The organism is Nesterenkonia sp. E16_10, assembly GCF_017347085.1.
Lineage (GTDB): Bacteria > Actinomycetota > Actinomycetes > Actinomycetales > Micrococcaceae > Nesterenkonia.
Genome location: NZ_JADPSA010000004.1, coordinates 1 through 17,682, shown reverse-complemented (window position 1 = coordinate 17,682; position 17,682 = coordinate 1). Strand labels below are relative to the sequence as shown.

General features: G+C 65.3%; 20 protein-coding genes. 3 read left to right on the top strand and 17 right to left on the bottom strand.

Annotated features, from left to right (window positions below):
- Positions 1-115 precede the first annotated feature (115 nt).
- Positions 116-940 (top strand): TIGR03089 family protein, encoded by an 825-nt coding sequence (locus I2487_RS02465; protein WP_207169559.1) that lies wholly within the window; start codon positions 116-118, stop codon positions 938-940.
- Between the two features lie 190 nt (positions 941-1,130).
- Here I2487_RS02465 and I2487_RS02460 read toward each other — a convergent pair whose 3' ends face one another.
- From I2487_RS02460 to I2487_RS02440, 5 genes are all read right to left on the bottom strand, one after another.
- Positions 1,131-1,643: a GtrA family protein gene (locus I2487_RS02460; protein ID WP_207169560.1), complete on the bottom strand. Its 513-nt coding sequence runs from the start codon at positions 1,641-1,643 to the stop codon at positions 1,131-1,133.
- The gene (manA, locus tag I2487_RS02455) at positions 1,640-3,010 is read right to left on the bottom strand and encodes a mannose-6-phosphate isomerase, class I (protein WP_207169561.1); all 1,371 of its coding nucleotides are present in this window, start codon (positions 3,008-3,010) and stop codon (positions 1,640-1,642) included. Before manA ends, I2487_RS02460 begins: the two co-directional genes overlap by 4 nt.
- A 19-nt stretch (positions 3,011-3,029) precedes the next feature.
- A complete protein-coding gene (locus I2487_RS02450; RefSeq protein WP_207169562.1) occupies positions 3,030-4,670 on the bottom strand; it encodes an LCP family protein in 1,641 nt (546 codons plus the stop codon).
- A complete protein-coding gene (purE, locus tag I2487_RS02445; protein ID WP_207169584.1) occupies positions 4,667-5,173 on the bottom strand; it encodes a 5-(carboxyamino)imidazole ribonucleotide mutase in 507 nt (168 codons plus the stop codon). Before purE ends, I2487_RS02450 begins: the two co-directional genes overlap by 4 nt.
- Positions 5,174-5,412: 239 nt before the next feature.
- Positions 5,413-6,609, bottom strand: a complete 1,197-nt coding sequence (locus tag I2487_RS02440; RefSeq protein WP_518523690.1) for a 5-(carboxyamino)imidazole ribonucleotide synthase — start codon at positions 6,607-6,609, stop codon at positions 5,413-5,415.
- A gap of 266 nt (positions 6,610-6,875) precedes the next feature.
- Between I2487_RS02440 and I2487_RS02435 the strand changes: the two genes are divergently transcribed.
- Both I2487_RS02435 and I2487_RS02430 read left to right on the top strand, forming a co-directional pair.
- A complete protein-coding gene (locus tag I2487_RS02435; protein ID WP_255545874.1) occupies positions 6,876-8,042 on the top strand; it encodes a S8 family serine peptidase in 1,167 nt (388 codons plus the stop codon).
- A gap of 6 nt (positions 8,043-8,048) precedes the next feature.
- Positions 8,049-8,315, top strand: a complete 267-nt coding sequence (locus I2487_RS02430; protein WP_207169565.1) for a hypothetical protein — start codon at positions 8,049-8,051, stop codon at positions 8,313-8,315.
- A gap of 41 nt (positions 8,316-8,356) precedes the next feature.
- Here I2487_RS02430 and I2487_RS02425 read toward each other — a convergent pair whose 3' ends face one another.
- The 12 genes from I2487_RS02425 to I2487_RS02370 all read right to left on the bottom strand — a co-directional run.
- The gene (locus I2487_RS02425) at positions 8,357-8,656 is read right to left on the bottom strand and encodes a putative quinol monooxygenase (RefSeq protein ID WP_207169566.1); all 300 of its coding nucleotides are present in this window, start codon (positions 8,654-8,656) and stop codon (positions 8,357-8,359) included.
- A gap of 266 nt (positions 8,657-8,922) precedes the next feature.
- A complete protein-coding gene (locus tag I2487_RS02420; protein WP_207169567.1) occupies positions 8,923-9,321 on the bottom strand; it encodes a GNAT family N-acetyltransferase in 399 nt (132 codons plus the stop codon).
- A 584-nt stretch (positions 9,322-9,905) separates the two neighbouring features.
- Positions 9,906-10,238 (bottom strand): hypothetical protein, encoded by a 333-nt coding sequence (locus I2487_RS02415; RefSeq protein WP_207169568.1) that lies wholly within the window; start codon positions 10,236-10,238, stop codon positions 9,906-9,908.
- The gene (locus I2487_RS02410; RefSeq protein WP_207169569.1) at positions 10,238-10,528 is read right to left on the bottom strand and encodes a hypothetical protein; all 291 of its coding nucleotides are present in this window, start codon (positions 10,526-10,528) and stop codon (positions 10,238-10,240) included. The genes I2487_RS02415 and I2487_RS02410 overlap by 1 nt, the downstream gene beginning before the upstream one ends.
- Before the next feature lie 37 nt (positions 10,529-10,565).
- Positions 10,566-11,408, bottom strand: coding sequence for a phage major capsid protein (locus I2487_RS02405; RefSeq protein ID WP_207169570.1), 843 nt, complete (start codon positions 11,406-11,408; stop codon positions 10,566-10,568).
- Positions 11,409-11,521: 113 nt separating this feature from the next.
- Positions 11,522-11,746, bottom strand: coding sequence for a hypothetical protein (locus I2487_RS02400; protein ID WP_207169571.1), 225 nt, complete (start codon positions 11,744-11,746; stop codon positions 11,522-11,524).
- Between the two features lie 8 nt (positions 11,747-11,754).
- Positions 11,755-12,198, bottom strand: coding sequence for a hypothetical protein (locus tag I2487_RS02395; RefSeq protein WP_207169572.1), 444 nt, complete (start codon positions 12,196-12,198; stop codon positions 11,755-11,757).
- Positions 12,195-12,737 carry a hypothetical protein gene (locus I2487_RS02390; RefSeq protein ID WP_207169573.1) on the bottom strand — a complete coding sequence of 181 codons (543 nt, stop codon included), beginning with the start codon at positions 12,735-12,737 and terminating at the stop codon, positions 12,195-12,197. Before I2487_RS02390 ends, I2487_RS02395 begins: the two co-directional genes overlap by 4 nt.
- Positions 12,734-14,035 carry a phage portal protein gene (locus I2487_RS02385; RefSeq protein WP_207169574.1) on the bottom strand — a complete coding sequence of 434 codons (1,302 nt, stop codon included), beginning with the start codon at positions 14,033-14,035 and terminating at the stop codon, positions 12,734-12,736. Before I2487_RS02385 ends, I2487_RS02390 begins: the two co-directional genes overlap by 4 nt.
- Positions 14,032-15,642, bottom strand: coding sequence for a terminase large subunit domain-containing protein (locus tag I2487_RS02380; protein WP_207169575.1), 1,611 nt, complete (start codon positions 15,640-15,642; stop codon positions 14,032-14,034). Before I2487_RS02380 ends, I2487_RS02385 begins: the two co-directional genes overlap by 4 nt.
- Before the next feature lie 277 nt (positions 15,643-15,919).
- Entirely contained in the window at positions 15,920-17,209 is a 1,290-nt protein-coding gene (locus I2487_RS15670) for a DUF3631 domain-containing protein (protein WP_207169576.1), read from the bottom strand.
- A gap of 101 nt (positions 17,210-17,310) precedes the next feature.
- A partial coding sequence (locus tag I2487_RS02370) for an integrase core domain-containing protein (RefSeq protein ID WP_207173003.1) occupies positions 17,311-17,682 on the bottom strand: 372 nt, incomplete at its 5' end.

The window sequence follows — 17,682 nt, the reverse complement described above, 5'->3', positions numbered from 1 at the left end:
TCCGTCAAGTGAGCGACTTAAGTAGCCACTAGCAGACCGCCAACCCCATGATCACGCCCGACACGCCGTGAAAAATCAGCTTGCCGCGAGGCGCGGCGGACCCAGGAGAGAAACTATGACACCGATCACACTCGGCGGTTCGACCGCCCAAGCACCCCAGACCTTCCCTGCCCTGCTGGACCTGCTCGAGTCCCGACCGCAGCCCGCGCTGATCTGGTACGGAGCGGGTGAGGACCAGGGACGGGTGGAGCTCTCCGGACGGGTGCTGCAGAACTGGGCGGTCAAGCTGATCGGCCTTTTCAGCCAGGAGACCGAGATCGACGAGGATGCCCCGGTGCTGGTCGACGCCGCCCCGCACTGGAAGGCCGCCGCCGTCCTGCTGGCCGCAGGTGCCCTGGGCTGGAGAACGACGCTGAGCGTCCCCGCAGCGGCGCAGGACGACGCCGAGGCCCCCGTGCCCCCCGCACCCGGGCTGGAACCCGGATTGATCATCACCGACCGGCCCGGCGCGTGGACCGGTGCCGGCCCGCTGGCGTCTGAGCTCGGCGAGGCCGAGCTCGCGGCACTCTCCCCCGGACTGCTCGATGCCTCCTTCGAGGAGTCCACCGGAGAGCGGCTTCCTGCCTGGGCGCTGGACATCTCTGCAGAGGTCCGGCAGCACCCGGACCAGCTGCCGGCCCCGCTGCCGCCGCTCGCGCTCCCCGAAGCGACCACCGGGGCCGAGTCCGGCGCTGCGGCAGGAGGCGGGCTCCTCGTCCTCGGCACCGCCGTCGAGACGAGCCTGCAGGACTGGCGGATTGGCCGCTGGGCCGGCGAGGAGCTGTTCGCGCAGATGTTCCAGACCTGGGCGCAGAGCCGCCCGGTGGTGCTGTTCCAGGGCGATCCCGCCGCGCAGCCCGAGGCCTGGGAGCAGATGCTGCGCAATGAGGGCATCCGCTGAGGGCCGCGACACGGGCAGGGGCGCGGGCAGCGGCGCAGGCCGGGGCACACGCAGCGGCGCGGGCCGGGAGCCCCTCCCTGGGGCGCAGACGGGTGGAATCCTGCGCGGATTCATGATCTTTCCGACCGTTCTCGCCCCCGCGACGGGGGCGGCGAGATCAGGGCCCCGCGACAGGGCGGCGAGCCCGCGCTCAGCGAGAGGTGGCCTCGGCGGCGTCGGCGGCGGGGTCCTGCTCGGCGGGCAGATCCGAGAGGCTGGTGCGGTCGGTGGTGAAGACCCAGTACTTATAGGCGAAGAAGCGGAAGATGGTGGCCAGCACCAGGCCGATCACGTTGCCGGCGATGAAGACCTCACTCACCGAGTCCAAGCCCAGGACATACTTCGCGATGCCCACGCACCCGGTCTGGATGCCCAGGCCGATCGCGTTCATGATCAGGAACAGCACCAGTTCGCGTGCCTTGCCGGTGGAGCGCCGATGCCGAAAGGTCCAGTAACGGTTGGCCATCCAGGAGAACATGGTGGCGACGACGCCGGCGACGACCTTGGCCTTGAGCTGCGAGTCGTCCATGGGACCGCTGATCAGCCACAGGAAGATCGCGGAGTCGATGATGAAGGCGACACCGCCGACGGCGCCGAACTTCGCGACCTCGCGCCAGAGCGTGAGGAAGAGGGTCTCGAGGCGCCGATACAGCTTGGAGATCATGGGCGATATTCCTGCCGGTCTGTGCTGGCGAAGGTGGAGCTGGCCAGGAAGGCCTGGGCGTGAGCGGCGGCGCTCAGCCGGTGGCCGGCGGTGTCCGGCAAGAAGGCGGATTCGCCGGGGGTGAGAGTCAGCATATGAGGTTTTTCTGAGCCTGAGGTGAGTCCCGCGCCGACGCCGGTGCCATTCGGTGGAGCCCACTCATCGCCAGTGCCGCGCGGAGCGTGCAGCGTGAGCTCCCCGGCCGTGCACAGCACGATACCGGGGCCGGACCGTTCCAGCGTCGCCTCTCCGGGCAGTTCGAAGCGTTCCAGCGCGAACTCCTCAAACGGTGCCTGGTAGCTGGTTCGGCGCGGGTCAGCGTGACTGCGCTGCACCGGGCAGTGCGGAACCGGGAGCACCCCGAAGTCGGTGACGCTGAGCAGCTCCTCGACATCCAGGTGCTTGCCGGTCAGTCCGCCGCGCAGCACATTGTCGGAGTTGCCCATGAGCTCCACGCCGACCCCGTGCAGGTAGGCGTGGAGATTCCCGGCGGGCAGATAGATCGACTCTCCGGGCGCCAGCTGCACCCGGTTGAGCAGCAGTGTGACGAAGATGCCCGGGTCCTGCGGGAACGCCGCGCTGACCTGGTCCAGCATCCCTCGCGTGCCCGGGTCCAGGGACGCCGTGATTCCTCCGGCCTCGCCCTCCCTCCGCGGTCCTGCCACCGGGTCCAGCATGCCGTGCAGCTGGCCGGCGGCGATCACGGACTCGTCCCGGTGGCTACCCAGCAGCTGCTCCAGCGCTGCAGCGTAGTCCTGCGCGACCACGCAGCTGTGCAGCCGATCCAGCACCGAGCGCAGCTGCGGGTGATCCTGCTGCTCCGCTCCGCCGTGGCCGAGACCGGCAAGCCACGTGCGCAGCGACTCCAGGACCGTGGCAGCCTCCGTGTAGGGCCGGAAGCCGCACAGCGCGGAGAACTCCGTCAGCGCCACGATCAGTTCTGGCTTGGCGTGGGGGTCCTTATAGCTGCGGTGCGCAGCGTCCCGGGCGATCCCGGCGGTCTCCTCCGCCGCGAAGCCGAGGCGGGCCCGCTCCGCGGTGGGGTGCGACTGGATCGAGAGCGGCTGCTCGGCGGCGAGCACCTTGAGCAGAAAGGGGAAGTTCTCCGAGGACTGGGCTGAGTCGTGCAGGTACTCCGGGAGCGAGGTGATCTCACCGGGACCCTGCACGCCGTCAGAGGGCAGCTCCAGAAGCGACGGACCTGACGGATGAGCCCCCATCCAGAGCTCGGCCTGCGGGGTCGCGGATGCGGCCCAGCCGAAGAGCTCCCTGAACGCGGTGGTGGAACCCCACGCGTAGTCGCGAACAGGGTTGATCATCTTGAACATCGGGAGAACCTTATCAGCCCTAATTCACCGGGTCGCAGCGGTAGTTCGAGGAGGCGGCCTCCTCGAGGACCCCGGTCTGACCATTGCGCTGAGCGTCGATCAGATACTCCCGGGTCAGTTCCGAACCGTCTGGCTGGGTGGGCGGCGGCGTCGGCTCGATCGAGGGCTCGTCGTCCTCGGCCGCGCCAGCGGCCTGCCCGGTGGCCTGAGCCGGCGTCGCCAGCATCACACCGAGCGGCCCGGATTGTGCGGGCAGGAACCCGGCAGAGCCGAAGAGCCCGCCGCCGCTCTGGTGCTCCTCGTTGGCGATCAGCTCATCCACCCGCTGCTGGATCTGCTCGAAATCAGGATAGGTGGAGAACAGGTCGCCGGAGGCCCCGAAGTCGGGGGCGCCAAGGACCAGACGCTGGGGGGTCTGGCCCTGCGCGTCCACGGCCAGGTCCAGGAACGAGCCCAGCTGGGACTGCGGCAGGTTGGTCTCCACCACGTTCTCTCCGGCCTGCATGATCTCGCTGAATCGCGAGAGCAGCGTCTGCGGATTGAACTGGGACATCATCGCCTGCTGGATGCACTGCTGACGCTGGATGCGGTTGTAGTCGGAGCTGAAGGTGCGCGAGCGTGCGTAGGCCAGAGCCTCCTGGCCCGAGAACTCGTACACACCGGGGGCCCACCAGTTGTCTCCCCAGCTGCCGTCGGGCATCGGGCCGCGGTAGGGCACCCAGCCGCCGGAGTCCACACTCACCCCGCCCATGGCGTCGATGAGCTGCTCGAAGCCGTTCATGTCCACCATCACGTAGCCGGAGACCTCCAGGTTCAGGCTTCCGGAGACCGCGTCCATCATGGCTTCGGCACCGGGATCCTCAGCTTCGGGGTAGAGGTCCTGATGGTTGTTCATAACATCGGTGTAGAGGAAGTTGATGATGCACTCGTCGCCACAGTCATAGCCCGTCGGATAGACCGCGTTGAGCGGGGAGTCCTCGTTGAACTGGGCGTTCTGGAAATTGCGCGGGATCGAGAAGATGATCGTCTCTGCAGAGTCCTCGTTGACGCTGACCACGTGGATGGAGTCCGGGCGCAGGCCCTCGCGACCCTCGCCGGCGTCGGCGCCCATGAGCAGGAAGTTATACCGCCCATCCACGGCGTCGATGCCGGGACCGGAGGCGAAGGTCCCGTCCAGCGCGGCACGACCCTCATTGACCAGTTTGGCGCCGTAGCCCAGCGCACCCGAGGTCACGGTGATCAGCACCACCAGCACGACGGCGACGATCGGCTTGAGTCCCGGTGCCAGGGAGGTGAAGTGGAGCAGCCGGAAGGTGTCCAGCCAGAGGATCAGCCAGCCGAGCGCCAGCGCGCCCAGCACCACCGCGCTGAGCCAGAGCATGAACGGCTGGGTCAGCAGCGAGAGCACGACGCCGCGCATGGTCAGGAACATCAGTCCCAGCAGGAGCGCGGAGAACCAGCAGCCGACCGTGACGGCCAGGGCGGCGCGGCCGAGCTTCTTGGAACCCGCAGCGATCTGGGCGGCGCCGGGGATGAACAAGGTCAGCGCCAGGAGCATCAGGGCGCGTCGGGTGCGGTCGGTCTCGGAACCGCGCTGCGGGCTTCGGATCACCTCGGGTTCGGTGGTGAACCGGTGATAGCTGATCGTGGAGTCGCTCATCGCGTCCGGTACGTGCCCAGCTCGGCGGCCTCTTCGCGCAGCGCGGCGCCCTTGGCGTGGGCCTCGGCGGCCAGCGACTTCTGGAAGTCCAGCAGGCTCTCGCGCAGCTGCGCGGCCTGGGCGGAGTCTCCGGCGGCCAGGGTGCGCACGGCGAGCAGACCGGCATTGCGGGCGCCGCCCACAGAGACGGTCGCCACCGGCACCCCGGCGGGCATCTGCACGATGCTCAGCAGCGAATCCATGCCGTCGAGGTGCTTCAGCGGCACCGGCACGCCGATCACCGGCAGCGGCGTGACCGAGGCCAGCATGCCGGGCAGGTGGGCTGCTCCCCCGGCGCCGGCGATGATCACCCGGATCCCTCGCTCGTGGGCGGTCTTGCCGTAGCTGATCATCTCCTCGGCCATCCGGTGGGCCGAGACGACGTCGGCCTCGAAGGTGATGCCGAACTCGTCCAGCGCCTGGGCGGCGGCCTTCATGACGGGCCAGTCGGAGTTCGATCCCATGACCAGACCGACCTGGGCCGCAGCGGCGCTGCGGGTCTGGGCCTCGGCGGCGCGGACTGGCGCGCCGACGTCGTCGCTCGAGGCCGCGCCGGCGGCCTGGTGCTCGGCAGGGTGACTCTCGGGGTTCTGGCTCACTGGGTTCTCACTCAAGGGTCGGGTTCTCACTCACGGGGGTCTGGCGCGCTGGGTTCTGGCTCACTGGGTCTGGCTCACTGGGTGCTGGATCATTGGGTGCTGGTTCACTGGGCAGGTCCTTCCACGATGATCTCGGCCACATCGGCGGCGGCTCGGCGCACGCGCTGGAGCCGCACGCGGCGCGCCTCCCAGGTCTCCTGCGTGGAGAGCGTCTGGGTGAGGATGTTCACATGCCCGATCTTGCGACCCGGGCGGGCTTCCTTGCCGTAGAGGTGGATCTTGGATCCCGGCGAGCGGCGCATCGCCGCAGCGAAGGAGTCGTGCAGGGACCGTTGCTCCCCGGCGGCGCTGCCGAGCAGGTTCTTCATCACCGTGTAGCCGCCGGCGCCGCCCTTGACCTCGGTGGCGCCCAGCGGAAGCCCGAGCACCGCGCGCAGGTGCTGCTCGAACTGGCTGGTGACGGATCCGTCCATGGTCCAGTGCCCGGAGTTGTGCGGCCGCATGGCGAGTTCGTTGATATAGATGCCGGCGGTGGTCCCGGTCTCGGGGTCAGCATCATTCTCACTGATCTCGAAGAGCTCCACCGCGAGCATGCCGGTGACCTGCAGCTTCTCAGCGACCGTGCGAGCGATGCGCTCGCACAGCTCCAGGTGGTCCGCGCTGGTCTGCGGCGCCGGAGCGATGACCTCATCGCAGACCCCATTGGTCTGAGTGGATTCCACCACCGGGTAGGTCACGGTCTCCCCCGCAGCGGAGCGCGCCACCTGCGCGGAGAGCTCCCGGGTGTAGCGCACCTTCTGCTCCGCAAGCAGAGAGGAACCGGTTTCGGCGGCGCGGCCGAACCAGTCCTGAGCCTCTGCGGCCTGCTCCGCTGAGTCGATCATCCGGACCCCCTTGCCGTCATAGCCGCCGCGCGGGGTCTTCAGCACCACAGGCCAGCCGACGTCGGCGCCGAATCCCAGGAGGTCCTCGACGCTGCGGACCTCGGCCCAGCGCGGGTTCGGCAGGCCGAGCTGCTCCACGGCGCGGCGCATCGCGAGCTTGTCCTGGGCGTAGATCAGCGCCTCGGGACCAGGGTGCATCTCGGTGCCGGCCGCGGTGAGCGCGTCGAGCACCTCGGCGGGCACATGCTCATGGTCGAAGGTGATCACGTCCAGGTCGGCCGCGAAGGCGACCACCGCGTCGGGGTCGGTGTAGTCCCCGAGGGTGGTGTGCGGGATGACCTGGGCGGCCGAGGAATCGGCCGAGCCCGCGAGCAGGTGCAGCTCGATGCCCAGCTCCACGGCGGCCGGGGCCATCATGCGGGCCAGCTGGCCGTCGCCGATGACCCCGATCTTCGGGGTGCCGGCGGGGCCGCTGGGCTGATCTGGGTTGCTGTCCTGTCGCGTCACAGTCCCCAATTATGCGCCATGACCTCCGCTGGCTCGCACAGGGAAACACCCCGGCCGGGGCCGAGAACGCCGGACAGCCGACCGGCCCCACCAATCCCCAGGTCACTCGGCGGATGTGCAGGTTGCGACCCTAGCCTGGGGTTCACATGTCGCCACGACGCAGGGATGGGACCGCAATGGGACGTTACGTAGTGACCTTCGACACCGCAGATTCTCAGATGCTCGAACATGATGCCCCCGGGCTGCTCAGCGCCCAGGGCTTCTCCACGGACAGCTATTTCCCGCGCCTCGGCGTGGGCGTGGTGGACGGTGAGGCCGGTGACCTCGAGGCCTTCAGCGGACGGTGCCGGGACCGTCGAGCCCCGATGAGCTACAGCCCCGAGCTGACCTATTACGCGATCGGTGGCCGGGCGGCGGATCTGCCGGCCGTCGAGCTGCCCTCCGCCGTCGAGCCCACCGCGGCGCTGTTCACGGACACGCCCGAGCTCACCTGGGGGCTGCAGGCGGTGGAGATCGGGCGCGCCCAGGAGGCCGGACGCACCGGCGCCGGGGTGCGCATCGCGGTGCTGGACACCGGCTTCGATCTCGAGCATCCGGACTTCCTGGGGCGCGCCGTGACCGCAGAGTCCTTCATCCCCGGCGAAGGCCCCGCAGACGTGCACGGACACGGCACCCACTGCGTGGGCTCCGCCTGTGGGCCCTGGGCTCCCCCGTCCGGGCGAGGCTTCGGCGTGGCTTCCGGAGTCGAGATCTTCTCGGGCAAGGTGCTCGGTGCCGACGGCTCCGGTTCGGACGCCTCGATCCTTGCGGGAATCGACTGGGCCCTGCAGAACGACTGTCAGATCATCTCGATGTCACTCGGCGCCGATGTGCGCGAGATCCATCCGCCGTATGTGACCGCGGGGCGGCGGGCGCTCGAGCGGGGTTCGGTGCTGATCGCGGCGGCGGGCAATAACGCCGGGCGCAGCGCGGGTGATCCTGGGTTCGTGGGGGCACCGGCGAACAGCCCCTACGTCATGGCGGTGGCGGCGTTGGACGCGGGGCTGCAGGTCGCGGACTTCTCGGCCCGCTCGCTGCCTCATGACGGCGGGGAGGTCGACATCGCCGGGCCTGGGGTGGACATCTATTCCTCCTGGCCCGGCCCCGAGCATCACCGCAGCATCAGCGGCACCTCCATGGCGGCCCCGCATGTCTCCGGCGTCGCCGCGCTGCTCTCGGCCTCCACCGGGCTGCGCGGCCAGCCGCTGTGGGATGAGCTGATTCGAACCGCGCGCCCGCTCTCAGGCGCCGACGTGGAAGACGTCGGGGCCGGACTGGCCGTGATTCCGGCACAGGACGGGTGATCGGGCGTGCCGGATCAGCAGTGGATCATCACCGTCGACGAGGAGCACCTGGACGGCATCGACCAGGTGGCCGCGGACCTGGAGGCGGCAGGGCTGATCGTTGACCGGGTGCTGCGCAGCCTCGGACAGATCACCGGGCACACCGCCACCTCCCCGGGGATCCAGGCCCAGGCGGCGGACGAGCCGCCGAGCTTCTCGGCGGTGGCCGGAGTAGCCTCCGCCGACGGCGCCCAACAGCACCATATCGCCCCACCCGACGCAGAGGTCCAGTAGCGACCGCTTCATTGGATCGGGTGGTCCCTGCTGCGGCGACCTCAATGCAGCGGGGACCCGATCACCTCGAACCGGTGGCCGTCCATGGCGCCGGAGAGCAGGGGCATGGCCTCTGCGATGAGCGCCTGGACGCTCGCCAGCTGCAGCGAGGCTCGGTGAGCCTCGGCAGAGGTCCAGAGCTCGGTGACGAAGACCGTCTCGGGGTGCTCCTCGCTGATGCCCACCTCATAGAGCAGACAACCCGCCTGCTGCAGGTCTGGGTTGTGCCGAGTCAACAGGGACACCACCTGGTCCCGGGCGCCCGGCGCAACTCCCAGCGTCCCCACATTGGCGAAGGTCATGGGATTCACAGTAGAGGCGCCGCGCGGACCTGTCAGCCCCTCCCGGCGGGGCCCTCCTGGCTTTACTGCCGGGTGCCCTCCTGGCTTTACTGCCGGGTGTAGGACTCCTACCTCCATGAGGTAAACGACAACCTATGGGGTCCGCCTACTACCGCGTGATGTCAGGGTTTCGTCCTATGGCCACGACCAGTGGAGTCCGATCCCGTACGCGGTTCGTGTTGGGAAAATGTTGGGATGCCACACGCCTCAACTGAAGCCTCTGCAGACTAGGGGTGCGCCCAAAGTTCCAGCTCCTCATCGACGTTCTTGGAGTAGGCGAATCCGCGACTACGGAAGAGTCGCTTGCTAGCCTCATTCGTGGACTCGATCCTTGCCAGGGTCGGCCAAGAATGACATTTGGGCTTGCTGTCGCGATTCTCCTCGACAATCGTGAGCGCCAGATCCAACATCTGACGACCAAAGCCCTGTCCTTGAGCATCGATTCGGACCGCCAGGAGTCCTACGAGGAAGAAGCCTGACTCATCGACGGAGGATGGATCGGGATCGTCGCCCATCCGGAGCAACAAGACACTCAGTATTGTCTGGTCATTGACTCCAAGTAGTAGCAAGTCGTCTTTGGGAATCTTCTGCGGCTTGAGGTCCCGGACCATTGACTGCGTCTTCATTGCGTGAGGCTGCGGGTGATACTTTCCTCGAACGGGATCGCGCACCCATCCCGCTGGGTCTGCACAACAGAACGTCGTGAGGGCGCCTATATGATGAGGCGCGGCCTCGGTGACGGTGACCTCCACTTAGGCGGCGTATCGTCCAATGGCACCTAAAGTTTGCCTAGCGGCCTTTAGATCCTCGCTAGTGACAGTAAGGTGCTGCTCGCGGTACTGGTCCGCATACCGCTGGCGCTCACTATCAGTGAGGCCGTCATCATTGGGGGTCGCAATGAGGTGAACGCTCTCAGAAGACGCATACCTGAGGGTATGGATGCGAGGTAGGGTCAGTGCGCTCATGTACATACAGTACCCCCGCCAGTCAGTGAATGCGAATAGAAATGTGGGGCGTATCACATGTGGTCCGCACTACGTCATACCCCCAAGTCGCCCTCCCTCGTCGCGCCTCAGAGTACACGCCCTACAGAAACGAACTGGACCCCTACCTTGTGGGGAGCCGATCTAGAATCGGGTGCCCATCCTCGGTAGAGGTCCAGCCAGCAACTCAGCACCTACGCCACTTCCAAGTATACCCCATGGGGGTATTAGCCGGTGACTCTTTCAGTGACGAATTCGTGGTGGTTGATCCGGCCTCGGAGCATCTGCGGCTGGACCGTCCCGTCAACCGTCAGAGTCTTGCCCTTCCAAGTCACTTCCTTGATGCCGTCTGCTTCCAGTCCAGCGGGAAGCCTCAACAGGACTCGGTAGCGACTGATGACTTGGTTGGCCTGCTCCTGTGAGCCGTCCGATGTGGTGGTGGCGTCAACGTGCGCGGGGATCACCTGCGACGTGGCGGGTCCGTAGATGGGCAGGCCGTAGGGGTCGTAGTCGATGATCTCGGCCTCACCTTCGATGCTCACCCGGTCGTGGAACAGCATCAGCTTGCCCTCTTCCTGTACCGGTTGAGCACGAACTGTTCCGGGAGCGTCCAGCCGTTGAATGCCCCTGAGATCCGCGCTGAGCCTGCCGCGTAGTGCAGCTGCTCGGGGTTAGCGACTAGGCGGGCTGTAGCGGCGACGAGGACGGCATAGATGTCTTCCTGCACCTCTGTGCCCACGAAGCCGTTGCCGCGCGTGTAGGCCATTGCCATAGCTCGGATGATGGGAGCGTGCTCCCCGGCCAGGGCGACGACGGCGGGGTCATCGTCCAGACCGAGGAACGAAGCCACGTCATCACCGATAGGTGCCTGAACGTAGCTCATTGGCTCAGACCCCCGCAGCGCTGTCCAGGATGACGACGCCCTGCGGGTGGAGCAGTCCGAGGTCAAACCGGGCGGTGACCCGGATCGCCTGCTGGTCGAACTCGGCGTAGCGCTGATCGAGGATCTTGATCTGCGGGTTGGTGTCACGGGCGACAGCCACCTGTGAGATATCCGCGAGAACCGCCTTGCCTGCCGGAACCTTGTTGGACACGGTCACCGGAATGTTGAACAGCCGGTAAGTCGCGTCGCGGGTGAGATCCGACTCCAGGAGGTAGCGCCCGTTGTTGTCCTTGAGCTTCCGAACGGTGATGAAGTCCTGAGCGTTGAGGAACCAACGGTTCGGAGTGACTTCCGCTGCCGTGGTGACTGCCAGTGCGTCGAGGAAGGTGTCTGCGCTGGTGAGGTCCAGCGGTGCAGTCTGGGTTCCGGGCTGGTTGAAGATGCCGGTCACTGAATCGTTGGTGCCGTCTCCGTTGAGGAACGCGTCGTCGATCATGGACGAGACATCGTTGACCAGTCGGGACCGCAGCACCGCGTCGAGGCCGACGACGGACTGGCGTGCCAGCTCGTTCGAGTAGCGGGTGATGACCTTGACCGACTTGCGCCCCTCGGGCATCAGCCGGACCTCGTCGAACTCGGCGGTGTAGTCGTCGGGGATCTGCTCGGACTCTCCTACCCATGCGGGGGTTCCGGAGCCGACGAGCTTGGGGATCCGTAGCGGCGAGGCCGTGTCGAAGATCCGGGGTCCAGCGGCCAGCACGATAGATGCTGTTTCGAGCGGCTGGATCAGGAGGGAGGAAACCTGCTCCTGGAGCAGTTCCGGGGTGTCAGTGGTGTTCAGTGCCATGAAAAAAGTCCTAGCGATAAGAGGGAGTGTGAGTTCCTCGTGTCGCCAGGACACAGAATGAGAGGGCCGGACACCAGGCCCGACCCCCTCATTGTAGCACGTATGCGGTGCTTTCAGCGGAGTCTGCGAGGGGGATTCGGGATCCCTGATCCCTCGTCCTTCTCTCTTTTTCCGGGCGCATGTTCTGCGACCGTGGCAAACGCCTCAGCGAGGCTCTTTAAGGCAGGTGTATGCACTATTCCTGCCTGGTTTACCTCGTTACCTTTTTCCTTCTCGTGCTTCAAAGTATTCAATATTTCATCGTACAAAGCAGATGCGACTGCGTTCTTTTCAGTCATGTTCCTCCTCAGTTGGCACCGGCCCGGAGTAGCCCGGCTAGGTCCACTGTAGAGGTGTTGTGCGACACAGTCCCCTGTCCGATGTTTCCGGCCGGTCTCCGTGCCGCGAGGTGAGGCTTCCTGGTCAGCAGCACATCAATCGCCTGTGTGAGCTTCTCCACGTCTTCCAGGTGCTCGTCGGAGAACTCCAGGTCCGTGGGATCTGCGAGCCTCCCAGTCGCCTCCACGCGGCTTCTGTGCAGCTCGTGGGCCAACTCGTCTGCCCGCTGCGCCCGCTGCCGGTACTTGGCGTTCTCGTCTCGCAGCTTCTCCACATAGGACCGGGGAAACTGGCCCGATTCTTCCTCGGTTTCTTCGTCCGGCTTGGTCGGAGCTGAAATCGGAGCATCTTCCTCCGGTGCCTCCGGAGTTTCCTGCTCTTCCGGTGCTTCTGTGGTCTGTTCTTCGGTCACTGGTCTTCTCCATTCTCTGAGACTGGAACTGCGATGCACGCGCAGCCTTTGTGGTGATAGTGGTTCTGCGTGGTCGGCAGGATGATGTCTGCCATGTCCTGACAGATGGGGCACGCGTCGGGCTCCACCACGCGTTGGGAGAACGTGACCCCCTGATCCCGCATAGACCGGGCCGTGGTGTCCTGGTAAGCGGCCATAACCACCGCCGCCCCCGCGATGCCCATAGCGGTGTTGCCGTCCTGCTGGTAGGACTGCGCGGAGGTCTGCTCATCGAGCTGAGACCGTGCAGCCGTCTCGATGTCATAGCCGGCCCCTCCCCCGGTCGGTGCCCTGACCCTGCCTGAGAGCCGGGACAGTTCAGCGGCGACCGCGAGAGCTGCCAGGGACGACGCGGCCTGAGACCTCCGTGACGCCTCCGCCGTTCCCAGGTCCATGAACTGAGCCCAGGACAGCTCCCCGTCCTCGTAGCGCCCGTGCAGCGCCGCCAGGCGTGTCCTGGTCTCCCGTGAGAGAGTCGCCACCGTGTCGTGGATGCTCATACCAGCAGGGCTCCCAGGTCAGTCCCAGCGGCGTCCAGCGCCTCAGCCCGTCGTGAGTTCCGGATCTGGGTGATCTGCTCATCCGTGTACCCCAGACGTTCCAGTGCCGCCGATGCCGGGAGCAGTCCCGCCTGGTAGAGCTTCACCACCGCGTCTGCTTCCTGCGCCATAGACCGAGTGGCAGGATCCGCCCAAACCACACTCACTCGTGCCGCTGATGGATCGGTGTTGGTCCGGATCGCGTGAGCCAGGTTCATCACCTGCTCCCAACCGCGTCCAAACTGGTGCTGCCTCTGCTCCACCCGTGCTGTCAGTGATGCCTCTGCCGCCCGCAGCCCGTCCGCGTTCGGCGGCTGATTCGTTACGATCCCGGTGTAGTGACCCGGCAGAGACGAGACCGCCATGATCTGAGAGACGATGGTCCGGATCGCCGTGTCATAGCTGTTCAGGTCAGCCGCCGCGAGCTGCCCAAACTTCGCGTCCGGGGCCTCCGCGATCATCATCCGGTTGCCCTCGGGATACGGGTTCTCTGCCTCGCCGTCTTCGTCCTCTTCCAGCTCGATCCCGGTGGCCCAGCGTCGAGGCCGTGCGTAGTACTCCGAACCAACCATGAGATCCGCCAGCAGCTTGTTCAGAGAGTCCTGGAGCGGGATCACGTCCCGCAGCTCGGAGACCCCTTCGTCGAGCAGCCGGTCACTGTTGCGGAACTCCACCACCGGCACCACGCCCAGCGGGTTATCGATGGATTCACTGACCTTGAACTGTGCCCCCGACGTGGCGTTCTGGGAGTCGGAGACGTAGCGGATGATCTTCTCCGGCCCGTACAGGACTGCCTCCGATCCGGTGGCGGTGTTCCACTTCTTCACCGCTGCCACCAGTTGCCGTGTGCCAGGATCCCGCAGCACCGTCATCTGGTGAGCAGACTCAACACTGATGCTCGGCGCCCCTGTGCTGTCCGCCCAGACGATCGCATACGCGGTTCCCAGAGTGAGTGCTTCACGGTGCAGAGTGCCCGCGAGCTGGTCGAGGTCATTGCGTGACCAGTCGGCCCAGAGTGCCGGGTCTGCCTGCCCGCCTCGGGTGAACCCGGTGATCCGTAGCCGCTCCGCGATTGACGTCACCGTGAGCCGGCAGAAGTTCGACGCGATATGCCCGAACCTGTTGCCCAGCGCCTCACGCGCCTCCGGAGTGAGGAACGCCAGCGGCGGATTCCCGTTGTAGTACTTGTCCAGCGGATCCAGCTTCGTCTTGCGTCCGTCGATCTCCTGAATCAGTGCCTGTAGCTGTGTAGTGCTCATCGTTTGAAACTCCTCGCTCGTCTGTTCTTCTTCTTGGTCATCGCCCGCCACTGCGCCCGTGAGTGCCCCATGACTGCACAGGCGGCAAGGTCGATCTTTCGTGTGGTGTGTTTGCGGGACTTATCCAGTCGGACCCCGCGTTCGGTCTCATTCACCACCGCGTTGCCGATGTGCTCGGCCAGCCGTGGGTCCCCTGAGTGTGTGATCTGCCCGTTGATGCACGCGTTGTAGAAGTCCGTGGTCGCCGGGGTGATCCGTGCTGCCGACCAGGGGAACTCCGTGATCGGGATGCCTTCCTTCTCGAGCACCTGCAATGTCCTGGTCCAGCGGAAGGGATCAGCCGTGACCTCCAGGACGTTCCACCGCTTGCACGCCGCTCTGATCGCGTCTTCGACTTCCTCCACCGGCACCCGGTAGTCCTCGTCGTGGTCAGCCGGATCCCACAGGCCCACCACGTCGAAGTGAGGTTCCATGCCGATACGCGCCACCAGCACCGCAGTCGAATCGCCGTTGAACGATCCGTCCAGGGAGATCACCACGTCCTCCCCCTCCGCGATCTCTTCCCCGGTGTTCATGTCCTCCCACCGACCGTCCGGCAGGAACGCGCCCGTGGTCTCCGTGACGAACTGACAGAGCCTTGCCCGCCTGAACGTTGACTCCCTGGTCTTCGGTGGGAGCAGTGCCCGGATGGTGTCTTTGTTGAGGAAGTCGCCCAGTGCTGGGTTCGCCAGTTCCCAGCAGTGCTCACAGTCCACCGGGTGATCGGTGAACCCCGCAGCGGAGAACTCCCGCCATGCCAGGGTGTGATCGTCCGGGTACTTGCGGTTGTAGTCCCGCAGATCCGTCAGAACACTGTCGTGGGGGTCCGGTCCAGGTGTGCCGATCCCGATCATCGTGGAGCGTTCACGCTTGCCCTGCGCCAGTGCGATCACTTCCCACACGTCCCGGTTCACGACACCGACCTCATCGACAATCGCCAGTGTGGGATCCAGTCCCTCCAGGGCCTTCGGTGAGGCTGGCATGACCTGGAACGTGGAGCCCTTGCCGGGAACCTCCAGCCGATCCTTGAACGTGTGGATCCGTGTGCTCAGATCCTCGTTCAGCTCCACCATGCGCGCCGCAGTCCGGAACACGATCCCGGCCTGTTGCTCATTCACAGCAGCCACCACCACCGACGCGCCCTCTTCACCCAGAATCAGGTCATAGAGTCCGAGAGCCGCCACCAGGGACGACTTCCCCTGTCCCCTGGGAAGCATCCAGCCCGCCTGTGTCGGCCACGGATTCGCGTCCAAAACACTGCCCACCAAATCCAACTGCCAGGGCCTCAGACGAAGCGGTGTGCCCGCCCCGTACCCCTTCGGCACCCGTATGAACTTCTCCGTGAACTTCCCGAACCGAGCAGAGCCCGTAACCCTAGGCTTGAAAGGAAGCGGTGACTCATCAGCAGCCCGCTTAGGTCCTGCTTTGACCATCACGAACCCCCTTGTTGAGAACCTATTGAGAATGAGTCGGGGATTTGGCCTACCGGCCCGCGTCTCGGACGGGGTGCAGTCGACCCCTCTCCCCCGGGTCTTGCTTGGCCGCGTGCGACGTTGCAGCCGTGACATACGACGCCGCCCGTGTGTTCTAGTCCGATGGGTTTGCTGTTGAGGTAGCGCCACCAGGTTTCTTCTGTGTGGTCGAGCTGGAGATCCTGTGTGGATCCGCAGTCGGTGCAGAAGGGTTGGAGCTTGCGGGCCTTGCGGGAGAGGCGCGCCCACCTGTAGCCGTAGCCCCGGGCGCTGGCACTTCCTGTCTTCTTCGGTCGCTGTGCTTTCCGAGTCTCGAGAAGATGTTCACCGCAATAGTTCTGCGCTGATGGTTCACCGCAGCTGAGACAGATCTTCATGCCGCCTCCTTTCGTTGAGCTGCGATCTGATCGCATGTGTAGCAGTCGGTGACTGGACTGGTGCCATGCAGGGGACAGGCTGAGCCACTATCAGAAGGTGTCTCCGGCGAACCGGATAATGTGGCTGAACTGGATATGTGGATAAAGGTGTTATCCGGTTCAGCCGGTTGAGCCGCTTTATCCGGTTTATCCGGGAGAGGTATCCCCAACCGGCTCCAGAGGGGGTTGAGCTTGGCGCGGGAGTAACCTCTAGGCCCTTGGGTGTTGGGTCGGTCGGTCTGTAGGCCGAAGTTCTTGGAGAGCATCCGGCCCATGCGCTGATAGGTGAGGGACTTGTCGAAGCTCGAGCCACTTCCCCAGACGTCTGGATATTGGAACGTGAGGTGATCCAGGAGCGTCTTGGAGTCCGTGAAGCTCTGACCTCTGGGCCAGATCTCTGCCAGATGCTTGAGCAGGATGATGTGTGGCCGGTCCTGGAGGATGCCGTCTTCCTTCTCCGTTTCGATCCGCTGGACGTCAGCGAGGGCGAGGCGGTCCACTGTCTCCGGCCAGCGCCCTCCAGCCGCGACGGCTACTCGCTTCAGTGGCCGCCACTTCTCCTTGTTTCGACCTGTGACTGCTTCCGGCAGTGGGGGTGATGGTTTGGCGACGTTGAGATTGCCTTCAGCCCACTTGCCGATGACTTCTCCGAGTGCGGCTGCGTCGTGTTCTATGCCTTCCCAGTCGGACTCTTCAACGTCATCCGAGGGAGCCATGTGCACCACGATGCAACGCTGGAGCGTGTCTTCCGGAAGGTTGGGACTGTTGCCCGCAATGGCGACCGGAGCGTAGGTGGGAAACTCTTTGGCAACCCAGCCTTCTTCTTTGTGAGGAACCAGCACGGGGCGGGTGGCACCCTGCTTGTACCCGGTGTTGATGACCGCCAGGATCTCGCCGACCCCCTCGTTCTTCGGGTTGAGGCTGCGGTCTGCTTCGTCGATCAGGACGGTGCGCGGTCTTTCGGCGAGCATCCTCGTCAGTAGTGCGGGTGAGGAAATGGTGCTCATCTGCACTGAGTCGAGCGCCAGGTGTCCCATGTGTTCCAGGAGGGTTGTCTTGCCGGAACCCGGCACAGGGCTACTGATAAGCAGTCGCGGTGTGGTTCTGGTAACCGAGGTGAAGTGGCTATGTGCGATCCATAGGGTGAGGATGTCGATGTCGTCGTCTCGCATGACTCCGATGAACCGAGTAAGCCAGTCGTGCAAGGATCTCAAGACCGCTTCGCCAGGCTTGGCAGTTTCAATCACGCTGCCCTCCGCACTGCCCCGTATACCTTTTCCCGTGCCAGGCGCGCCGCCTGTTCCGTGAGTGTGGTGGGGTCTGCTGACGGTTTAGTTGACCTCGGGGTTTACGCCGCCAGAGCGACGGTCGTTCTGTAAACGGTCTCGTATTCAACCGGGGTCAGCTTACCCAGACGACGCTGCCGACGGCGCCGGTGATAAGTCCGCTCGATCCAATAGACGATCTCCCTGCGGAGCTCATCCCGGGAGGACCAGCGGCGCTTGTTGAGCACGTTCTTCTGTAACGTGGAGAAGAAGCTCTCCATCGCGGCATTATCGCCTGCAGCGCCAACCCTGCCCATCGATCCAAGCAGGCCATGAGCCTTGATCGCTCGCTGGTATTTTCTTGAACGAAATTGGCCGTATTCAACCGATCGTCGCAACAGTCTGTTGTTGCAATGAGCGTAGTTGATCGGCGAAGGCCTCAGCTGGGGTGCGCC

Coding starts and splice junctions, on each gene's coding strand:
- I2487_RS02380 (WP_207169575.1), bottom strand. CDS start 15,642: ATGTCACGGCTGCAACGTCGCACGCGGCCAAGCAAGACCCGGGGGAGA.
- I2487_RS02400 (WP_207169571.1), bottom strand. CDS start 11,746: ATGACTGAAAAGAACGCAGTCGCATCTGCTTTGTACGATGAAATATTG.
- I2487_RS02405 (WP_207169570.1), bottom strand. CDS start 11,408: ATGGCACTGAACACCACTGACACCCCGGAACTGCTCCAGGAGCAGGTT.
- I2487_RS02465 (WP_207169559.1), top strand. CDS start 116: ATGACACCGATCACACTCGGCGGTTCGACCGCCCAAGCACCCCAGACC.
- I2487_RS02415 (WP_207169568.1), bottom strand. CDS start 10,238: ATGCTGTTCCACGACCGGGTGAGCATCGAAGGTGAGGCCGAGATCATC.
- I2487_RS02425 (WP_207169566.1), bottom strand. CDS start 8,656: ATGACCTTCGCCAATGTGGGGACGCTGGGAGTTGCGCCGGGCGCCCGG.
- I2487_RS02385 (WP_207169574.1), bottom strand. CDS start 14,035: ATGAGCACTACACAGCTACAGGCACTGATTCAGGAGATCGACGGACGC.
- I2487_RS02435 (WP_255545874.1), top strand. CDS start 6,876: ATGGGACGTTACGTAGTGACCTTCGACACCGCAGATTCTCAGATGCTC.
- I2487_RS02450 (WP_207169562.1), bottom strand. CDS start 4,670: ATGAGCGACTCCACGATCAGCTATCACCGGTTCACCACCGAACCCGAG.
- purE (WP_207169584.1), bottom strand. CDS start 5,173: ATGGGATCGAACTCCGACTGGCCCGTCATGAAGGCCGCCGCCCAGGCG.
- manA (WP_207169561.1), bottom strand. CDS start 3,010: ATGTTCAAGATGATCAACCCTGTTCGCGACTACGCGTGGGGTTCCACC.
- I2487_RS02440 (WP_518523690.1), bottom strand. CDS start 6,609: ATGATGGCCCCGGCCGCCGTGGAGCTGGGCATCGAGCTGCACCTGCTC.
- I2487_RS02460 (WP_207169560.1), bottom strand. CDS start 1,643: ATGATCTCCAAGCTGTATCGGCGCCTCGAGACCCTCTTCCTCACGCTC.
- I2487_RS02390 (WP_207169573.1), bottom strand. CDS start 12,737: ATGAGCATCCACGACACGGTGGCGACTCTCTCACGGGAGACCAGGACA.
- I2487_RS02420 (WP_207169567.1), bottom strand. CDS start 9,321: ATGAAGACGCAGTCAATGGTCCGGGACCTCAAGCCGCAGAAGATTCCC.